Source organism: Streptomyces sp. RerS4 (assembly GCF_023515955.1).
GTDB lineage: Bacteria > Actinomycetota > Actinomycetes > Streptomycetales > Streptomycetaceae > Streptomyces.
This window is the reverse complement of the sequence record NZ_CP097322.1, coordinates 56,309-73,304: the sequence shown is the minus strand read 5'-3', so window position 1 is coordinate 73,304 and position 16,996 is coordinate 56,309. Positions and strand designations below refer to the sequence as shown.

13 protein-coding genes and 1 CRISPR repeat array are annotated in these 16,996 nt (G+C 70.8%); of the genes, 11 read left to right on the top strand and 2 right to left on the bottom strand.

Features of this window, described 5'->3' with window-relative positions:
* The first annotated feature begins 11 nt into the window (after window positions 1-11).
* The 10 genes from casB to M4D82_RS34475 all read left to right on the top strand — a co-directional run bounded on the left by casB (window position 12) and on the right by M4D82_RS34475 (window position 11,377).
* Entirely contained in the window at window positions 12-755 is a 744-nt protein-coding gene (casB, locus tag M4D82_RS00315) for a type I-E CRISPR-associated protein Cse2/CasB (protein WP_249764058.1), read from the top strand.
* Window positions 756-818: 63 nt separating this feature from the next.
* Window positions 819-1,994, top strand: a complete 1,176-nt coding sequence (gene cas7e, locus M4D82_RS00310; RefSeq protein WP_249764057.1) for a type I-E CRISPR-associated protein Cas7/Cse4/CasC — start codon at window positions 819-821, stop codon at window positions 1,992-1,994.
* Entirely contained in the window at window positions 1,991-2,845 is an 855-nt protein-coding gene (cas5e, locus tag M4D82_RS00305; protein WP_249764056.1) for a type I-E CRISPR-associated protein Cas5/CasD, read from the top strand. The genes cas7e and cas5e overlap by 4 nt, the downstream gene beginning before the upstream one ends.
* The gene (cas6e, locus tag M4D82_RS00300) at window positions 2,842-3,498 is read left to right on the top strand and encodes a type I-E CRISPR-associated protein Cas6/Cse3/CasE (protein ID WP_249764055.1); all 657 of its coding nucleotides are present in this window, start codon (window positions 2,842-2,844) and stop codon (window positions 3,496-3,498) included. The genes cas5e and cas6e overlap by 4 nt, the downstream gene beginning before the upstream one ends.
* Window positions 3,495-4,517 (top strand): type I-E CRISPR-associated endonuclease Cas1e, encoded by a 1,023-nt coding sequence (cas1e, locus tag M4D82_RS00295; protein ID WP_249764054.1) that lies wholly within the window; start codon window positions 3,495-3,497, stop codon window positions 4,515-4,517. Before cas6e ends, cas1e begins: the two co-directional genes overlap by 4 nt.
* A complete protein-coding gene (gene cas2e, locus M4D82_RS00290; protein ID WP_249764053.1) occupies window positions 4,505-4,816 on the top strand; it encodes a type I-E CRISPR-associated endoribonuclease Cas2e in 312 nt (103 codons plus the stop codon). Before cas1e ends, cas2e begins: the two co-directional genes overlap by 13 nt.
* A gap of 18 nt (window positions 4,817-4,834) precedes the next feature.
* Window positions 4,835-7,203: a CRISPR direct-repeat array (repeat unit 29 nt; unit sequence GTGCTCTCCGCGCGAGCGGAGGTGACCCG).
* A gap of 1,336 nt (window positions 7,204-8,539) precedes the next feature.
* A complete protein-coding gene (locus tag M4D82_RS00285) occupies window positions 8,540-8,770 on the top strand; it encodes a hypothetical protein (protein WP_249764052.1) in 231 nt (76 codons plus the stop codon).
* Window positions 8,767-9,669 (top strand): sigma-70 family RNA polymerase sigma factor, encoded by a 903-nt coding sequence (locus tag M4D82_RS00280; protein WP_249764051.1) that lies wholly within the window; start codon window positions 8,767-8,769, stop codon window positions 9,667-9,669. Before M4D82_RS00285 ends, M4D82_RS00280 begins: the two co-directional genes overlap by 4 nt.
* Entirely contained in the window at window positions 9,656-10,480 is an 825-nt protein-coding gene (locus M4D82_RS00275; protein WP_249764050.1) for a hypothetical protein, read from the top strand. Before M4D82_RS00280 ends, M4D82_RS00275 begins: the two co-directional genes overlap by 14 nt.
* A gap of 132 nt (window positions 10,481-10,612) precedes the next feature.
* Entirely contained in the window at window positions 10,613-11,377 is a 765-nt protein-coding gene (locus M4D82_RS34475; RefSeq protein WP_502988841.1) for a hypothetical protein, read from the top strand.
* 91 nt (window positions 11,378-11,468) lie between these two features.
* On the opposite strand, the gene M4D82_RS00260 is transcribed toward M4D82_RS34475, so the two are convergent.
* Entirely contained in the window at window positions 11,469-12,932 is a 1,464-nt protein-coding gene (locus M4D82_RS00260) for a hypothetical protein (RefSeq protein ID WP_249764048.1), read from the bottom strand.
* 274 nt (window positions 12,933-13,206) lie between these two features.
* On the opposite strand from M4D82_RS00260, the gene M4D82_RS00255 reads away from it, so the two are divergent.
* Window positions 13,207-13,656, top strand: coding sequence for a hypothetical protein (locus tag M4D82_RS00255; protein ID WP_249764047.1), 450 nt, complete (start codon window positions 13,207-13,209; stop codon window positions 13,654-13,656).
* A gap of 82 nt (window positions 13,657-13,738) precedes the next feature.
* Here the strand turns inward: M4D82_RS00255 and M4D82_RS00250 are convergent, their stop codons facing one another.
* Window positions 13,739-16,975, bottom strand: coding sequence for an AfsR/SARP family transcriptional regulator (locus tag M4D82_RS00250; protein ID WP_249764046.1), 3,237 nt, complete (start codon window positions 16,973-16,975; stop codon window positions 13,739-13,741).
* Window positions 16,976-16,996 lie beyond the last annotated feature (21 nt).

The following is a 16,996-nucleotide window of genomic DNA, read 5'->3' as shown; positions in this document are numbered from 1 at the left end:
GGGGCTGTGGAATGACGGCGACGACGGCAGGGGCGGAGCCGGTGCCGGCCAGCATGGGCGGGCAGGTCCTGGTGCCAGGGCAGCGGCAGGGTGACCGGGGTGCACGGGAGCGGGCGTTCGTGGCGTGGGTGGAGCGGCTGTGTGCCGAGGACCCGGGGGCGCGGGCGGCGCTGCGCAGCGGGTTGCGGAAGGACTTGGACGCGGTGGTGCGGATGCACCGGTTCGTGGCGCCGTGGCTTCCTCAGGACCGTACGCCCAGGGAGGTGCAGCAGGCGTACTACGCCGTCGCCTCGATGATTGCCGCGCAGCCCCGTTCCGCGGCCAGTGAGGACGGGGCCGGGCCTGCGCAGGGCGAGGCCGGTGCGGTGGCGGTGCCCGTCGGCGCGGAGGGTGCGCGCGGTCGCACGGGGCCGGTGTGGGGCAGCAGTCTCGGTGCGGCGTTCGCAGCTGCGGCTGGGGGACGGGAGGCGGTGATGCGGGAGGGCACGGCCGAGAGTCGGCTGAACCTGCTGACCCGGCAGAGCCTGCCGGGGCTTCACCGTCACCTGCCGGCCTCGGTGGCCTACCTGAGCTCCCTCGACGTGAGCGTCGACTTCTCCCAGCTGCTGTCGGACCTGGCGCAGTGGCAGCGCCACTCGGGGCGCATCGCCCGCCGATGGCTGCAGGACTACTACCGAATCCGCGCCCGTGACGCGCATGAGGCCGCCAAGCGGGCCGACGACCAAGGCGCCGGCGAAGCCCCCGCTTCGCTTTGAAACCCCAGTGATGTGCCCGGACAGGGCGCGCACCGTTCGCATCGTTACGTCAGGAGATCAGTCATGCCCACAGCACCCGCCCGGTTCATTGACATCCATGTCGTGCAGTCCGTGCCGTTCGCCAATCTCAACCGCGACGACACCAACTCCGTCAAAACGGTGCAGTACGGCAACACGCTGCGCACGCGGGTCAGCAGCCAGTCCTGGAAGCGGGCGATCCGCGGCGCGTTCGAGCAGCAGGTCGGGGACGCCGCGCTGCGGACGCGCCGGATCGGCGAGCGTGTCACGAAGCTGCTCCAGGAGCGGGGCTGGCCTGTGGATCTCGCCGAGCGGGCCGGAGCCCACCTCGCGGCCGCGTCCAGCATCAAGTTCGAGTTGGCGAAGGACGGGGACAGGCAGCAGATCGCGAACAAGGTGCTGACCAACGCGATGGTGTACGTGCCCGAGGCGGCTGTGGTGGAGCTCGCCGATCTTGCGCAGGAGCACCGGGAGACGCTGGAGTCGGCGAAGGACATCAAGAAGCCGGCGGACAAGAGCGTGCTGCCCAAGGAGCCGGTCGAGCGGGTCCTGCGGTCCCGTAACGGAGTGATCAACCTGTTCGGGCGGATGCTCGCCGAGGTAGACGAGGCTGGCGTTGACGGTGCCGTCCAGGTCGCGCACGCCATGACGACCCATCCCACCGATGTCGAGCTCGATTATTTCTCCGCCGTGGACGATGTCACCGCCGTCTGGGGGGACTCCAGCGGCAGCGGGCACATGGGGCACGCCGAGTTCAGTGCCGGCACGTTCTACCGCTACGCCACCCTCGACCTGCGCGACCTGGCGCACAACGCGGGTGGCACCCCGCAGGAACTGCGGGAACTGGCCCACGGCTTCCTCCAGGCTTTCATCACCTCGCTGCCCCAGGCCAAGAAGAACTCCACCGCCGCCCACACCATCCCCGACCTCGTCCACGTCAGCGTGCGCTCCGACCGCCCCCTGTCGTACGCGGCCGCGTTCGAGCAGCCGGTGTCCGCGGCCATCGAGGGCGGCTACGGTGCCCCGAGCCGCGAAGCGCTCGCCGGGTACGCGCGTGCGGCCAACACCATGCTCGGCACCCGGCACATCCTGACCGCCGGCTGGACCAGCCTGGAGACCAAGACACTGCAGGGCCTGGGCGAACGCCACGACGCGTTCGACGACCTGCTGACCGCGGCCCTGGACGCCGCACTGGCACAGCCGAGCGGATCTGCCGCGTGACCACCACCGCACGGCCCGCTCCCGAGGAGGGGATCCTGCTGCGGCTGGCCGGTCCGCTGCAATCGTGGGGCCGCCTCTCCCACTTCAACGAGCGCGACACCGCCCATTTCCCGACCCGCTCCGGCGTCATCGGTCTCCTTGCCGCAGCCATGGGCCGAACCCGGGAACAGCACATCGACGACCTAGCCACCCTGACCCTGACCGTGCGGATCGACCGTCCCGGTGTGCCCCTGCGTGATCTGCACACCGTCGGCGGCGGCCTGCCCGCCCGCGCCACCGTCACGACCGCCGAGGGCAAGAAACGCGGCGGCGACACCACCACGCTCAAGACCCACCGCACTTACCTCTCCGACGCCGCGTTCACCATCGCCCTCACCACCACCAGCGACACCCCAGAGGGCCTCCTGCGCGAGACGGCCGCCGCGCTGATCCACCCGAGGTGGCCACTCTTCCTGGGACGGCGCTCCTGCCCGCCCGAGGGCCCGCTCCTGCTCGGCTCCAGCGACGACGTACTGCACCATCTACTCCACTTGCCGATCGCCGCACGACCGCCGCGCGCCGGCCACCATCCCGACGTCACGTTCACCTCCGACCGCCCCCTGGACCGGCTGCCCGTCCCCGGAGCACTACGCACAGCAAACGCCGAAGACGGGGACATGCCGGCCGGGCAGATCAACGACCATCCCGCCAGCTTCCACCCCCAGCGGCGCAGCTACCGGGCCCGCCCGGCCTACCAGCGCATCCTCCGCCTGCCCGCCGACCAGTACACCGGCTTGGGCACCGCCCACCTGAACACCCTCGGCTCGTACACCGCCGAGCACCTGGCCCAGCCGGAAAGCAGCCCGCGATGACTGTCTACCTCACGCGTATCGTCCCTGACCCCCGGTCCCGCGAGGCCCGGCGTGACCGCACTGCCGTTGACCTCCACCGCCGGCTCATGTCCCTGTTCCCCGACGACGCCGGCCCCGACCCGCGGGCCCGCTTCGGTGTGCTGCACCGCATCGACGACACCCCCGCCGGTCCGCACCTGCTCATGCAGAGCACCCACCGACCCGACCTGGACAAGCTCGCCGGCACCTACGGGACCGCCGCCACCCGGCCCCTCGACGTCATGCTGGACGCGCTGCGGCCGGGCCTGACCGTCCGCTTCCGCTGCGTGGCAAGCCCAGTACGCAAACCCGGCGCTTCCACCCGCGCCGCCTACAACCTGCCAGCCGTCGTCGCCCTCTCCGGAACCGCAGCCGACGAATGGTGGGTGCGGCAAGCCGACATCGCCGGCCTGAAGGTCCTCAGCCTGCACTCCCAGCCCGTGGACGCCGCCCGCGGAACCCGCACAGGCGCCAGCACGCAGCGCATACGCCACGCCCGCACGCGCTTCGACGGCAGCGCGACAATCATCGACGCCCACCAACTCCGCATGAAGCTCACCGACGGCATCGGCCGCGGCAAGGCCTACGGCTGCGGACTCCTCACCGTCGCTCCCACCCGGGCGGCTACCCCATGACGACACAGCCCACACCGCCACGCCGACCTGGTGACGCCCGCCGCCGCCTGGCCAAACCCACCGTCGCGATGCTGCCGCGCATCGCTGACTCACTCTCATTCCTCTACCTCGACGTCGTCCGAATCCACCAGGACGACACCGGCGTGCGCGCCGAAGTGACCAGCGGCCGCGGCACCGAATCGGTCTACCTGCCTACCGCCGCCCTCAGCTGTGTCCTCCTCGGCCCCGGAACCTCCATCACGGCCCGCGCTCTAACCACACTCGCCCGCCACGGCACCACTGTGCTCATCACCGGCTCCGGAGGAGTGCGCTGCTACGCGGCCGCCCTTCCCGACTCCCTCAGCACAGCCTGGCTCGAACGCCAGACCCGAGCGTGGTGCGACGATGACCGGCGCCTGGCCGTGGCCACCGCCATGTACGAGAAGCGATTCGGAAGGGACAGCCTTCCCAAGCAAGCGACCTCACTTGCCCAACTGCGCGGCATGGAAGGGCAGCGAGTCAAGGCCCACTACCGGCTCCTGGCCCAACAGCACCGAATCGGCCGATTCCGCCGGACCTACGACCCAGACGCCTGGGACAGCCAAGACCCGGTCAACCTCGCCCTCTCCGCTGCCAACACCTGCCTCTACGGCATCGTTCACGCCGCGATCCTCGCCTTAGGCTGCTCACCTGCTCTGGGCTTCATCCACTCCGGCAACCAGCAGGCATTCGTCTACGACGTCGCCGACCTCTACAAGGCCCAGCTCACCATCCCGCTGGCCTTCTCCCTGCACGCCTCCCCCAACCCGGAGGCAACAGCCCGCCGATCCTTCCGTGACGGCCTCCGTCTCTTCAATCTGCTCCCACGCATCGTCGCCGACCTCCAAGACCTACTCGACCCTGACACCCAGCACGCCGTACCAGACGTCGAGGAAGAACTCGTAGACCTATGGGACCCCGTCACCGGCCCCATCCGCGGCGGCACAAATCACGCCTCCTCGCCCGAGGCCCCAACAGGTGGGTTCACATGGCCTCAATGATCGTCATCGCGGCCTCGGCGGTACCCCCTCATCTACGAGGGGCACTCAGCCGCTGGCTTTTGGAAGTGACCCCGGAGCTGTACGTCGGCACCGTCTCAGCACGTGTCCGGGAACAGCTTTGGGAATCAGTTGCCGCCGCCAGTCAGGAGGGTTCGGCAGTCCTGGCCTATCCAAGCGACAACGAACAGGGCTTCAATCTCCGGACCACCGGAAGCCAACGCCGGAGGCCCACAGACTTCGACGGCCTCACACTGATCACCTTCCAGCACGACGATAACGAGATGGCAAACCGCTCATAGCTGGGCAGGTCAGAAAGGGTGCTCTCCGCGCGAGCGGAGGTGACCCGCGGATTGACGTTCCGGACGCTCCGGGCCTCGTGTGCTCTCCGCGCGAGCGGAGGTGACCCGTCCGCGCCATGGACTCGATGATGGTCATGGCCGTGCTCTCCGCGCGAGCGGAGGTGACCCGATTCTCCTCCCGAGGAAGGGCACCGACGTCGGGTGCTCTCCGCGCGAGCGGAGGTGACCCGTGGCGCACGGTCAAGAAGGAAGTCCTGGTCCCGTGCTCTCCGCGCGAGCGGAGGTGACCCGGTGGGGGAGGGGGCGAGCGCCCACCGCACGATGTGCTCTCCGCGCGAGCGGAGGTGACCCGCGTGAGATCCGCCGGCAGGCGGCGGCAGATCCGCCGGCAGGCGGCGGCGGAGCGGTGCTCTCCGCGCGAGCGGAGGTGACCCGGAGACCTCGCGATGAGCACCCCGATTGCTGGAGTGCTCTCCGCGCGAGCGGAGGTGACCCGGAGAAGAGGACCGATGTCCCACATCATGCCCGGTGCTCTCCGCGCGAGCGGAGGTGACCCGGCCGCCCTTTGGGGGACGGCCTGAGCGCGCACGTGCTCTCCGCGCGAGCGGAGGTGACCCGCCATGCCGCAAGACGTCACCGACGCACTGGGCGTGCTCTCCGCGCGAGCGGAGGTGACCCGCCAGCTCCCCGATTCCAGGGAAGCCGCCGGCCGTGCTCTCCGCGCGAGCGGAGGTGACCCGTCCTCAGGCTCCGGGGCCGGCCCCGCGGCTTCGTGCTCTCCGCGCGAGCGGAGGTGACCCGCCGGTGAATCGGCATTCGACTCCATCGTGAAAGTGCTCTCCGCGCGAGCGGAGGTGACCCGCACGATCGGATCCCGCGTGTGGACGGCCGACCGTGCTCTCCGCTCGAGCGGAGGTGACCCGGTGTGCTTGAGTCCGTAGCCACGGCTACCGGGGTGCTCTCCGCGCGAGCGGAGGTGACCCGGGGCAGGGACCACGTACAGACGGGGCCGGGGGGTGCTCTCCGCGCGAGCGGAGGTGACCCGGCGTCGGGGATGCCCCATGAGCGGATGGCTCGGTGCTCTCCGCGCGAGCGGAGGTGACCCGCTCCTGATTGAGTCGTGGGGACTGCGTTGGGGGTGCTCTCCGCGCGAGCGGAGGTGACCCGCGCTTTTCTCGACGACGGAGCTGGTGGGCTGAGTGCTCTCCGCGCGAGCGGAGGTGACCCGTCGTACCGGAGGGCGCCGGCCGCCCGTGCCCCGTGCTCTCCGCGCGAGCGGAGGTGACCCGTCCCACACGGCCAGCCTCGTCGCCTCCTGGTGGTGCTCTCCGCGCGAGCGGAGGTGACCCGATCTGCGCGAAGGAGGTGCTCACCTCCTTGCCGTGCTCTCCGCGCGAGCGGAGGTGACCCGCAGTTGCAGAAGAACACGGCCCCCAAGACCACGTGCTCTCCGCGCGAGCGGAGGTGACCCGCAGGCCATCGGCCTCCACGCGACGTGGGAGGTGTGCTCTCCGCGCGAGCGGAGGTGACCCGTCAAGTGTGGTACCACAGATGCGCCACCGCGCGTGCTCTCCGCGCGAGCGGAGGTGACCCGCCGGCGCCCGAGCCGGTATCCCCGCTGGTCATGTGCTCTCCGCGCGAGCGGAGGTGACCCGCTCCAGCCCACCGTGTACTGGACCCCGGCGGCGTGCTCTCCGCGCGAGCGGAGGTGCCCCGGCGTACCGGTGCCCCGCGAAGTGCACGCGGAAGTGCTCTCCGCGCGAGCGGAGGTGACCCGTGCCCCGGCTTGTCGTGGGCCGCGTCAGCGTGGTGCTCTCCGCGCGAGCGGAGGTGACCCGCCCGCGTGGGAGAGCCTGCGCCTGGACGTGCAGTGCTCTCTGCGCGAGCGGAGGTGACCCGCCCTGCGGGGCGTTCCGCCGGAGGAGGTCTACGTGCTCTCCGCGCGAGCGGAGGTGACCCGCTCCAGCCCACCGTGTACTGGACCCCGGCGGCGTGCTCTCCGCGCGAGCGGAGGTGACCCGCCCCCTGCCAGGCTGGACGCTGCGGACCTGATGTGCTCTCCGCGCGAGCGGAGGTGACCCGGCTCCCCGCTACATCGCCCTCGCCGAGGACTGGTGCTCTCCGCGCGAGCGGAGGTGACCCGCCGTCGTAGTACCACCGTGGCGACGCCTGACCGTGCTCTCCGCGCGAGCGGAGGTGACCCGATCCGGCTCATGCACCACGGGCAGGTGTGGACGTGCTCTCCGCGCGAGCGGAGGTGACCCGCCTTCACCTCGGGCATCAGGACTCCTCGGGCTGTGCTCTCCGCGCGAGCGGAGGTGCCCCGTCCCCGGCGCCGACCGACGCGCGCGGGATCGTGTGCTCTCCGCGCGAGCGGAGGTGACCCGATCCGGCTCGCCACCGCCGACACTTGGGAGAAGACCCGCAGGGAAGGCCTCTCCCTCGGCCACGGGACATCGCTCCATGGCCGTATCACGCCCCCGCCACCCCGCCATCGCGTCGCGGAACCCGCCTACCTGAAGGCCGTGGCCGCCATCTGGCGCAGCGGCTTGACTCCGCCGCTGTCGGAACTCCATGTGAAGGCCGCCGCCGCCGCTGCCGGCCACGACGGATCGTTCCTCCTCGCCCCGAATGCCATGCTGGCGCCGGCGCCGCGGCCCGCCACACCGGCCCCGGTAGAGGTGGACGCGGACCCTCTTCCCGTGATCCTGGCCGCCGCACGCGCCGGACACCATGGGCAAGCCGCGTCGCTCGCCGCACAGTGGGAGGGTTGGGCCTTGCACACCTACGGTCCTCGGTCCGCAGAGGCTGTCCACTGGCTGGAGGTGCGGGCAGACATCGCCCACCTCGCCGGTGATCCGGCGGACAGCTGTCAGTTGTGGATGGCGGCAGCCGACGCCCGCCTCACCCGCCATCAAGCCCCCGACGCCGAACCGGTCCAGGCCGCCGTGGACCGCGCCCACCACCAGTGGCAGCAGATCCGAGACTCACGGCAGGCCAGAGAACTCGGCCCACACCTCGTCGCCCTACGCCGCCGTGTACCCGGACAGAGACCAGGAGCCACAGAGGCGGCGCAGCGCCGACTTGAGCTGCTCCACGTGATGCCCGGGGCCCAGACAAGCTAGCGACCATCACGGTGCATCGAAAGCCGGCGCCTGGACGGTGGTTGAAGCAGTGCCGGACCGAACCGAGGCGATGTACTTCCCTCTGGCCGGGCAGGTGCCGCCGCGCCGCATGCGGGGCGATTGGATCTGCTCGTCGCGAGATCTGTCACGGGAGCGCTCGTTGTCAGCGCCCTGCGCTACGGTCGTCGCAGCCGCGGGGCGTCCGCCGTCCTCGCCCGGCCTCTACCTCAGGCCGGGCGAGGGCGCGTGGCGTGATCCCCATCTTCGGCACGGGGAACACGCCTCTTCCGGATGGAAGGCCGACACCAAGGTGTCCTATCTCCATATGACGGGGTGCCGGGGTGCGATTGCAAGGAAAAACCGGGAACTTCATGCGATCGCTGCTCTCGGTGGCCTCTACGTGCAACGGAACGGTCATCTCCGGCCCCCTGGCGCTCGTCCCCGACTCCTAATGTTCCGTGAATCCTTGATCACGTCACTTGATGCGTCTGTGTCGGTCCATCCTGATGCTCCTTCAACAGCGGTTCGGCACCCGCTCGTTGGAGGCCCCCTTGAGGGGTCTTTCGGATGATCGCGGACTCGACACCGAGGAATGGTGATGAGCAAGAAACAAGTAGCGGCGGCAATGGCGCTGGCGCTGGTCATGTTGGTGGTGTTCGGCTGGAGCACGGCGATGGCCGCCATGGGGCACGCGAACCTCATCGCCGGTTTGGCCCCGGTCCTGGGGTTGACCATCGCCCAGGTTGCGCGTAGCTCCCGCTCACGCACCGAGGCTCGTTCCGGACACCGTGTGGCGCCGGTGCCCGACAAGGAGGACGACGCTCCGTGACAACGTCGTACAACGCAGCGGGCCCGGCACGACCCGGCCGCAAGCTCGGCCCCATCGCGAACACGGTCAGCAGCTCGCACCGCGCGTGGCTGGAGCCGACCCGCGAGCGCTACCTGGCCAGCGGCCGCACCCTCAGCGACCTCAGCCTGAACGTCCTGGCCAAGTCGAAGCTGTCCGAGCTGCTACGCGGCATCGGCCACTACCCACGCTGGGAGGTCATCCACCGTCTCGCAGGCGAGCTGGAAATTCCCGGCTGGCCCCTGTACCGGCTGTGGAAGCAGGCAGCCATGGACGCGGGGAAGAGTCGGGAATGGGTCGACCGGTCAACGGAAGGCACCATCACCACCACCGTGGCCACCGACCGCTCCGACAGGCCGCCCCTCGAACACGGGGCCCTGTGCCAGATGGTCATGGATGGATACCTCGCCTACGCAGGAGTCTTCCTCGCCGAGGGTAGCCACAAGACCGCAGTGGACGACACCTTCGCGATCCTTTGGCTCTGCTTCGACGAGGCTCTCGCAAGCCCTGACATCCGTCGCTACGCCTGGAACATCCTGCGCGCCACAGTCAAGGCCAAAGCCAACTACAGGGACGAGCGCCCCGTACTGGCCGAAGCCGCCTTCAGCACCGTCGCGCTGCACGACGCCGGCCCGGAGGAACAGCCAACTCGACTGGCCGAGAGCCTGGAGCTCTTCACCGCGATCAGCAAGCTGCCCGACGCCCAGCTCGACGTCATGGTGCTGCGGCACCTGTGCGGCTTGCAGCCCAAGCAGGTCTCCGACCTGCTCGGCATTCCCCTGGCCGCGGTCCGATCCGACGAGCGCCACGCCAACCGCTTCCTGGACGACACCATCGAGCTGCCGCCCCGATCCGGAGGACTCACCCATGACGACCATTGAACAATTGCTCTCCAGGGCGCTGCTCGCCCCCAAACGCACCGTGCCCCGCGACGCCGTCCCCATCCGCGAGACGAGCCCTCGCAACAACCCGGTGACGATCGGAACTCCGAACATCACCGCAGCCGAAGAACTTCGCGCACTCTGCGAGGCCCTGGTCCGCCACGCACCGGCCACAACAGTCGCCGCATTCGTCACCGACCAGGTCCCCGAACCGCGCAGCGCACTGATCCTGGCCTGCGTGCTGCAACTGACCGAGAGCGACGACGGGGCCCGGTTCTGGTGGCAGTACGCAGCCGGAGCCGGCCACCCAGCCGCCGCCTACTGCCTCTACCTGCACCACCTCGCGCTCGGTGAGACCCACACCGCCGGCTGGTGGCGCACCCAAACCGGTGAGACGCACACCGAATCGACCAACGCAGACGTGCCCACTGTCCACACCACACTCCGCTGCGACGGCGCCCCATTCGTCCTCCGCCACGGCGACGGCGCCTCCAGTACCACGCTTCTGCGCGTCATGCGCCGCCTCGCCGGACACGTCAGCAGGCCCCGCTCGGCCGTGGTCACCGAGCTGATGACCTACATGCCCACCGCTGTGGCCGTCGGCTACCTCCGCGAACCCGAAAGCGAGATGCCCCTACCGGGCCCCGAGTTCGCCCACAAAATTCGGACTCTTCTCGCCACGGTGGCGAACCGGCCCGAAGCCCCCAGCGACCTCCCGGCTCGACCCCAAGTTCGCCCCTCCCTGCAACGAGACCCCGACCGTGCCCGGCGACGGGCACGTCGCAAGATCGACGAGGCGGCGACCCGCTGAATCATCCGACGTCCGCTCCCCCGCCCTGCCGCGAGGGGAGCGGGCCTCGTACCTTGCCAGCCTCGAGGACGCCCTCGCCCGCGCCAGGGCAGCCGTGAAACAGAGCGCCGCAGCTCTCGATGAGCCGTCCGGGTGGGAGCCGATCTGGAAGCGACCCCGGAAACCGAAGAGCGACAAGGCGCAGAAGGCGGAGCTGCGCAAGCAACGGCGGCGGCTCCAGGACGCCGGGCGCCGACGCTTGGCCGCCGGGCAGTCCCGCTGGACCCGATCCCGGCAGAACAGGATCGGCAAGTAGCCCAACGCGACGACAAGGTCCTGGTCTACGACCACCCCGTCGGCAAAGAGGGCCTGCTCTGGCGCGACCTGCTGGCCTGGTGGCAGGAGACCCGGAACATCACCGACCGCGAGCAGGCGGCCCGGTCCCTCTACAGCCGCATGGAGGCTTCCCTGCCCCCAAACTCCCCAGGGCAGAAGAACCTGTTCTGGCACTACCACCACGCCCACCGGGACCACCTGAACGACGTCCCCGCCCTCCTGCCGGAGATCTGGCTCCACTGGGACCCCAAGACCATCCGCGAACGCGGACCGCAGGCCATGCAGAACCTGCGCATGGACTTCCTCATGCTGCTCCCCGGAAACCGGCGCGTGGTCCTGGAGGTCGACGGCATGCAGCACTACACACGCATCGCAGGAACCGAACCCGACAGCACGAAGTACGCAGCGACCATGGCCGGCGACCGCGCCCTGAAGTTCCGCGGCTACGAGGTCTTCCGGTTCGGCCACGACGAACTCCGCGACCGCGACCGCGCCCAACCCCTCCTTGCCGACTTCTTCGTCGCGCTCCTCGACCGCTCACCCGCCGGTCCGTCTCAAGTGCCGCTGTCACCCCAAGGCTGACAGCGGGGCTCCACCGTGCTGGTCAAGGCGCCGCCGACGACCAGCGGGGGACGTTGGTGGAGAGCCCGGGGCTTGGCACTTCCGGTGTCGTTTAGCAGCGGCGCGGTGAGGGGGTGTCACGGGCGGTGGGTCGGGCGTCCTGCAGGGTGCGTAGGGCGTCTGCGAGTGAGATGTGGCGCTCGCCGGTGGCCTGGACGTACCAGAAGCCGTCGATGTCGCGGGCGTGCAGAGTGCCCAGGTAGTCCTCGGGGCCGTGTCGGCCCGGGGGGTATACGCACCAGGTGGGGCGGTCGGTGTCGCTCGGGCGGATGCATTCGACGGGCACAGCGTCGATGGTGGTGGTGCAGATGTCGTGCCAGGTTCGTGGGTCTGTTTCGGGTGCGTCGATACCGTGGGACGGGGGATCAGGCGAGGGGCAGACTCTCATCAGGAGCGGTCCTTCCGGACGGGACGGGGTGGAGCGGCATATGCGGGCCCGGGGGGGCCTGGGGTTCGCGCCGTCGCGGATCTGAGGAAGCAGGAGAGCGTCCGGCGTGAGTAGGGCGCGGAGGTGGGGAAGCGGTAGAGCCTCGTGGCGCAGCACCAGTCCGGTGGCCAGCAGTTCCGCGAGGGGCTTGGCTAGGTACGGCGGGAGCCAGGTGGCGGCGGTGTGTGCCTCGTCGATGGCGACGGGCGGGTGAGGGCGTGGCGGCTGGGCGAGGAGAGCCTGGTAGAGACCGAGCGCCGGCTGCAGCGGAGGCAGGCTGGCGGTGCGTGCGCGATCACTGGCCTTCTGGGCGCAGCGCAGTCCGTCGAGATCGAGGTCCGCGTACAGCAGCACCGTGTCCACGGGGTGGCTGCGTTCGCGGAAGGAGGTCAGGGCGGTGGGGAGGGAGGCGATGAGGTGGTCGCCTTCGCCGAAGACGAGCCATCCGACCTGGCTGTTGTCGGGCCAGGTGCCGAGGATCTCGCGCAGGCTGGTGAACGCGGCGGTGTTCTCCACGATGAGCAGCCAGGGTGCCGGTCCCAGTTCGAACATTGCCAGCGGGGCGGGCGTGGGTCGGGCACGCAGGTGTGTGGTGAGGTCGAGGAAGCCTTTGGTGACGAGGTGGTGGCGCTCGATGTGCTTGAGGTGTTTCTCTTCGCCGTAGAGCTGGTAGGACCGGTCGGCGAGCGGGATGACCTCGGCGTCGGGTTGGTCGCGCAGCAACGCGTTGATGGGGCCGAGCAGCGCGTGGTCGGCCGTGGTCAGGCGCATGGTGGTGGCGAAGGCCAGTTGTGCGACGTAGGCCCTGGGGGCGGGCCGTCGGCCGGGGGGTCGGGCGGCCGGAGGGCGTTGGACCCAGCGGGGCAGCGGCGGGTGCGCGGCGTGGTCCCAGCCGTCTTTCCCCTTGGGCAGTGTGGCCAGGCCGCGGGCGGCCAGGGTGCGGGCGGCCTCGGCGAGGATACGGCGGCGCCGTGGTGAGGCGGCCAGGCTGGAGTCACCGGCGTCGGCGGCGCCCGCCAGCGCGTCGAAGTTGACGCGCTGGCGGGTCTGCCAAGCGAGGAACGCGGCCATGTGATCGGCGGCGCTCATCCGGCTTCCTGCTCGGGTGCTTCACTCTCCTGTTCGGTCTTGGGGTGAAGGACGGCGCGGCGCAGGAGGTGGGCTGAGCTCTGCTGTCCTGATCACCTGCTGGACAGCCTCCCTTCGTGAAAGCGCGAGGATGACGCCACAGCCGCGAGGGTGGGCTCTCGTCGCCTCTCCGAGGCCGGTGAGTTTCAGTCTTGCGGCCACGGTGACCGCCTGAGCAGAGATCATGGGAGAGGGGCCGGCGAGGAGTCGGCATGTCCGCGCATCGGAGGGCGGCATGGGCGACGCGTTGCGGATCGACACGGACGGAGCGGTGGTGACGTTGTCGTGGGGAGGCGAGGCGTCGGATCGCCAAGATGCGGTACGTACGGCCGTAGGTGGTGCGTCGGATCGTGCGGTCTACCACCGTCGCGTCGACTTCTGGGTTCACGGCAACGGGGCCGGTGACCGGTTGCCGATGAACCTGTCCGCGTGGGTTCTCGCGTCACTGTGGCGTGGTGAGTTGCCGTACGGGCTGTACGGGCCGGTGGTGGTGACCGGTCCGCAAGGAGCGGAGCTCTCCGAGGACATGGCGCAGCAGGTGCTGGCGGTGTGTGCGGCGGTGGTGGAGGTGCGTCAGGAGTGGGTGCGACGTCCGCCGGCGGGTGAGTCGCAAGCGCGGGCCGAGTTGATGGCCGCGGCCAAGTGCGCACTGTTGTCGCCTCCTCCTACGACGGCGCAGGTCTGATCCGTCTTCACGATCCTGGCGTCTTAACGCGAAGGGCCGGACCGTATCGGTCCGGCCCTTCGGCCTTCGGTGCGGGGCCCGGTCAGGTCCTGGGCAGGGCCCCCGTCGTGTGGATCGGCCCTGTGGTCAGGGCCTGGTCGATGACGGTCTCGGTGGTGTCGTCGAGGGTGATGTCGTAGGTGCGTGCCATCTGTTGGAGGCGGGCGACGGCCTTGCGGACGGCGGCCTGGTTGCCGGTGGTGGCTTCGATGGTGATCAGGTCGCGGTAGAGGACCTCGGACGTCTCCTCGATGTCGAGGGCGTGCTGGACGACGGTGCGGGCGGCGTCGAGATCCGGCTCCGGTCCTTCGGCGTGCCAGCGGGCGAGGGTGTGCGCGGTGTCGGTGATCCGGGCGAGCATCTCCTGTACGGCGGCGTCTGCCCAGGGCAGGCTGCGCCCGGCGAACGGGCGCCCGCGCACCAAAGCCATGGCGGCCTCCAGGTCCGCGATGCCGGTGGGCGCACCGGCGGCGAGGCCTCGGGTGGCGAGGGTTTTGAACTGTTCCCAGTCGGAGGTGACGGAGGGGTGGAAGGTGTAGCCGGTCGTGGTGGGCCGGGGCAGGAGGGTCGTTCCGTCGGCGGTGGTGCCCAGGACGCTCCGGAGTTCGGAGAGGCGTGAGTGCATGGTGCGCGTTGTCCAGGGGGTGACGGGGTCCATGGCGTTGCAGAGGGTGTCGATGGTGCGGCCGGGGCGCAGGTGGATGAGGGCGGCGATGACGGCGGTGCGTGGCCGGTGGGCCGAGTCTGCGGCTCCCGTGATGCGCAGCGGTCCCAGCACGTCGATGCGGATCACCGGCTGCTCTGTGTCCGGGGTGGCCGACGGCACTGCTTGCTCGACGACCTCCTGGGGGTCCTCTTCGGTCTCGGCGGTCTCGGCGGGGCTCTGCCCTTGCTGGGGGAGGACCGTCTCGGGGCCGGTGCCGGTGCCAGTGGGCGCGGCGGCGAGGAGTGCGGGGAAGGGGTTGCCGGGGTCGTTCGCGGTCGCAGTCGCGGTGGTGACGCGGACGGTCAGAGGCTGTCCGCTACCGGCGGGCTGTTCGTGAGGTTCGGCGAACCCCCAGGGTCCCGTGGCGGGCTGCGGGTCCTGGGTGGAGACGGTGAGGGCGTGGACGTACTGCCGGTACTGGTCGTCCGTGATGCGTTGGAGGGTGACGGGCAGGTCGACGGAATCCAGACGGGCGGGGGAGCCGGTGGTGACGTCGAGGAGTTCGGCGTGGGGGAAGGCGCGGCGAGCCGCGTCGCCCGCGGGTAGGACCAGGGCGGTCTTCAGGTCGCGGGCGGCCGCGAGGGCGTCGGCGAGCTGGGTGAGGTGGTCAGGATCGTGGTCGCCGGCGGCGACGAGGATCCAGGGCAGGGCCTGCTCGCCCGCTTGGTGGGCTTCGAGGAGGACGCTGCCGAGGTCGGTGGCGACGGCCGCCAGGTGGGGCATGGCGCGGATGCGGCCCTGGGGAAGCAGGCCGGCCAGGCGGGAGCCGAGGCCCGCGGTCAGGATCTCGCTGTAGTCCGTCCAGGCGCAGGTGCCGAGCTCCAGGGCCAGGGCGCGGGCAACCTCCAGCACCTCGTCGGGGGTGCCGTCCAGGAGCAGGACGCGGGTGGTGGTCAGGTCGGCCAGCAGCAGCCCGTCTTCGTGGGAGCCGAGGGTGACCAGCCCCGGGTAGGGGGCCTGGACCTCGCGCAGGACGCCGTCGTCCGGCAGTGCGGCGCGCGGGTCCAGGATCCAGGTCCGGGAATTGCCGCCGGTGGTGGCCGGGGCGATCGGGTCGGCCGGCTCGTCGAGGAGCAGCCGGACTTCCTTGCCGGACAACAGGGCGCCGCGTAGGGCGGGAAGGTCGCGTTGGTCGGTGGCGGCCTGGTGGGCGAGGGCGCGCAGGAGCCGGTCGAGGAGTTCGACGCCGCCCACTTCGCCGGTCGCGACAAGGACTTGTTCCAGTTCGGTGGGGTCGGTGTCTTGGGCGATGGTCTGGCCCGCGCGCCGCCGGCGCTGTTGCAGGATGCGCCGTACGGCGAGCGCTGTCGTCAGGGACGCGGCCAGGAGGGTGCCGATCCCCGCAACGAGCGCCCAGTTGACGGATACCGCCTCTCGCGCGCGCTCGGTGGACGGCGCGGCGGGGGTGCCCGAGGTTGTGGGGGTCGGTGCCTGCTGGGGAACGGACGCGGAGGGCGAGGCCGCGGTCGGGGGGGTGGCGGTCGTGGACGGTGTTGCCGGCGAAGGGGCGGCTGTCGGCTGCGTGGTTGCCGGGGCCGGGGCCGAGGAAGGCGTCGCGGCGGGTGTCGGTGTGCCGGCGGCCGGCGAGTCGGGGGTGGGAGCAGCCGGGGAAGTGGCGGAGGGCGCGGAGCCGGCGTTCGCGGGCAGGGTGAGGTGCTGTCCGGGGTGGATCAGATCGGGATTGGTGAAGGTGCCACCGTCGGGCAGGGCCTGGCCGCGGTTGAGGTCGAAGATCTCCATCGCGCGGTCGGCCGATCCGAGACGGTCGGCGGCGACGGTGGAAAGGCTCTCACCTGCCCGCACCACGTGACCGCCCTGCCCGCCGTGCGCACCGGCCTGTCCCGCGCGCTCACTGCCGCTGTCGTGGGGAAGGGTGAGGCGCCATCCGGGTTGGATCGGTTGGCGGGCGTCGAAGACGGTGCCGTCGACCATGATGCGGCCTGCGTTGAGGGTGGCGATCTCCGTCCACCGCTCGCCGTCGCCCAACTGCTGCGCGGCGATGGACCACAGGCTTTCCGCCGGCCGTGCGTCGAGCACCGTGTACGTCACCGCTCCGGCGGCAGACGCGCCGGCGGAACGGTCCAGGGAGGCCACGGTGCCGCTGTCCGGGGTGCCGGGGACTGGTGAGGCGCTGATGCCGGGGGAGGCGGGAGCGGGGGCGGCGGGGGCAGCGAGGGCGGTTCCGGCGGGCAGGGCGACGAGCACGGCTCCGACGAGGGCTGCGGCGGCGCGTTGACCGACCAGGCCGCGGATCTGCGGGGCGGTGCGGCCGCGCAGCTGCGCGGGAATCTCCAGCAGGACGGCGAGGGCGAAGCAGGCCCACCCGACCCAGCCGGCGACGGCCAGGGCCAAGAGGAACACCTGCCCGGAGTCCTCGGTGGACAGCAGGCTGGAGAGCGCGGCCCAGCCGGGCGGGCCGACGATGGCGGTCGCCCACCACAGCAGGACCGGCAGACCGGCCAACAGCGCGGCCAGGACGGTCAGGGACAACACCGCGCGGACCAGCGCGGCCGCGGTGCGGCCACCGCCACCTTGGGGGCGGGACGGTGGGCGGATTGGGGTGGGCTTGGGCATCGGGTGTTCTCGCTTCGACGG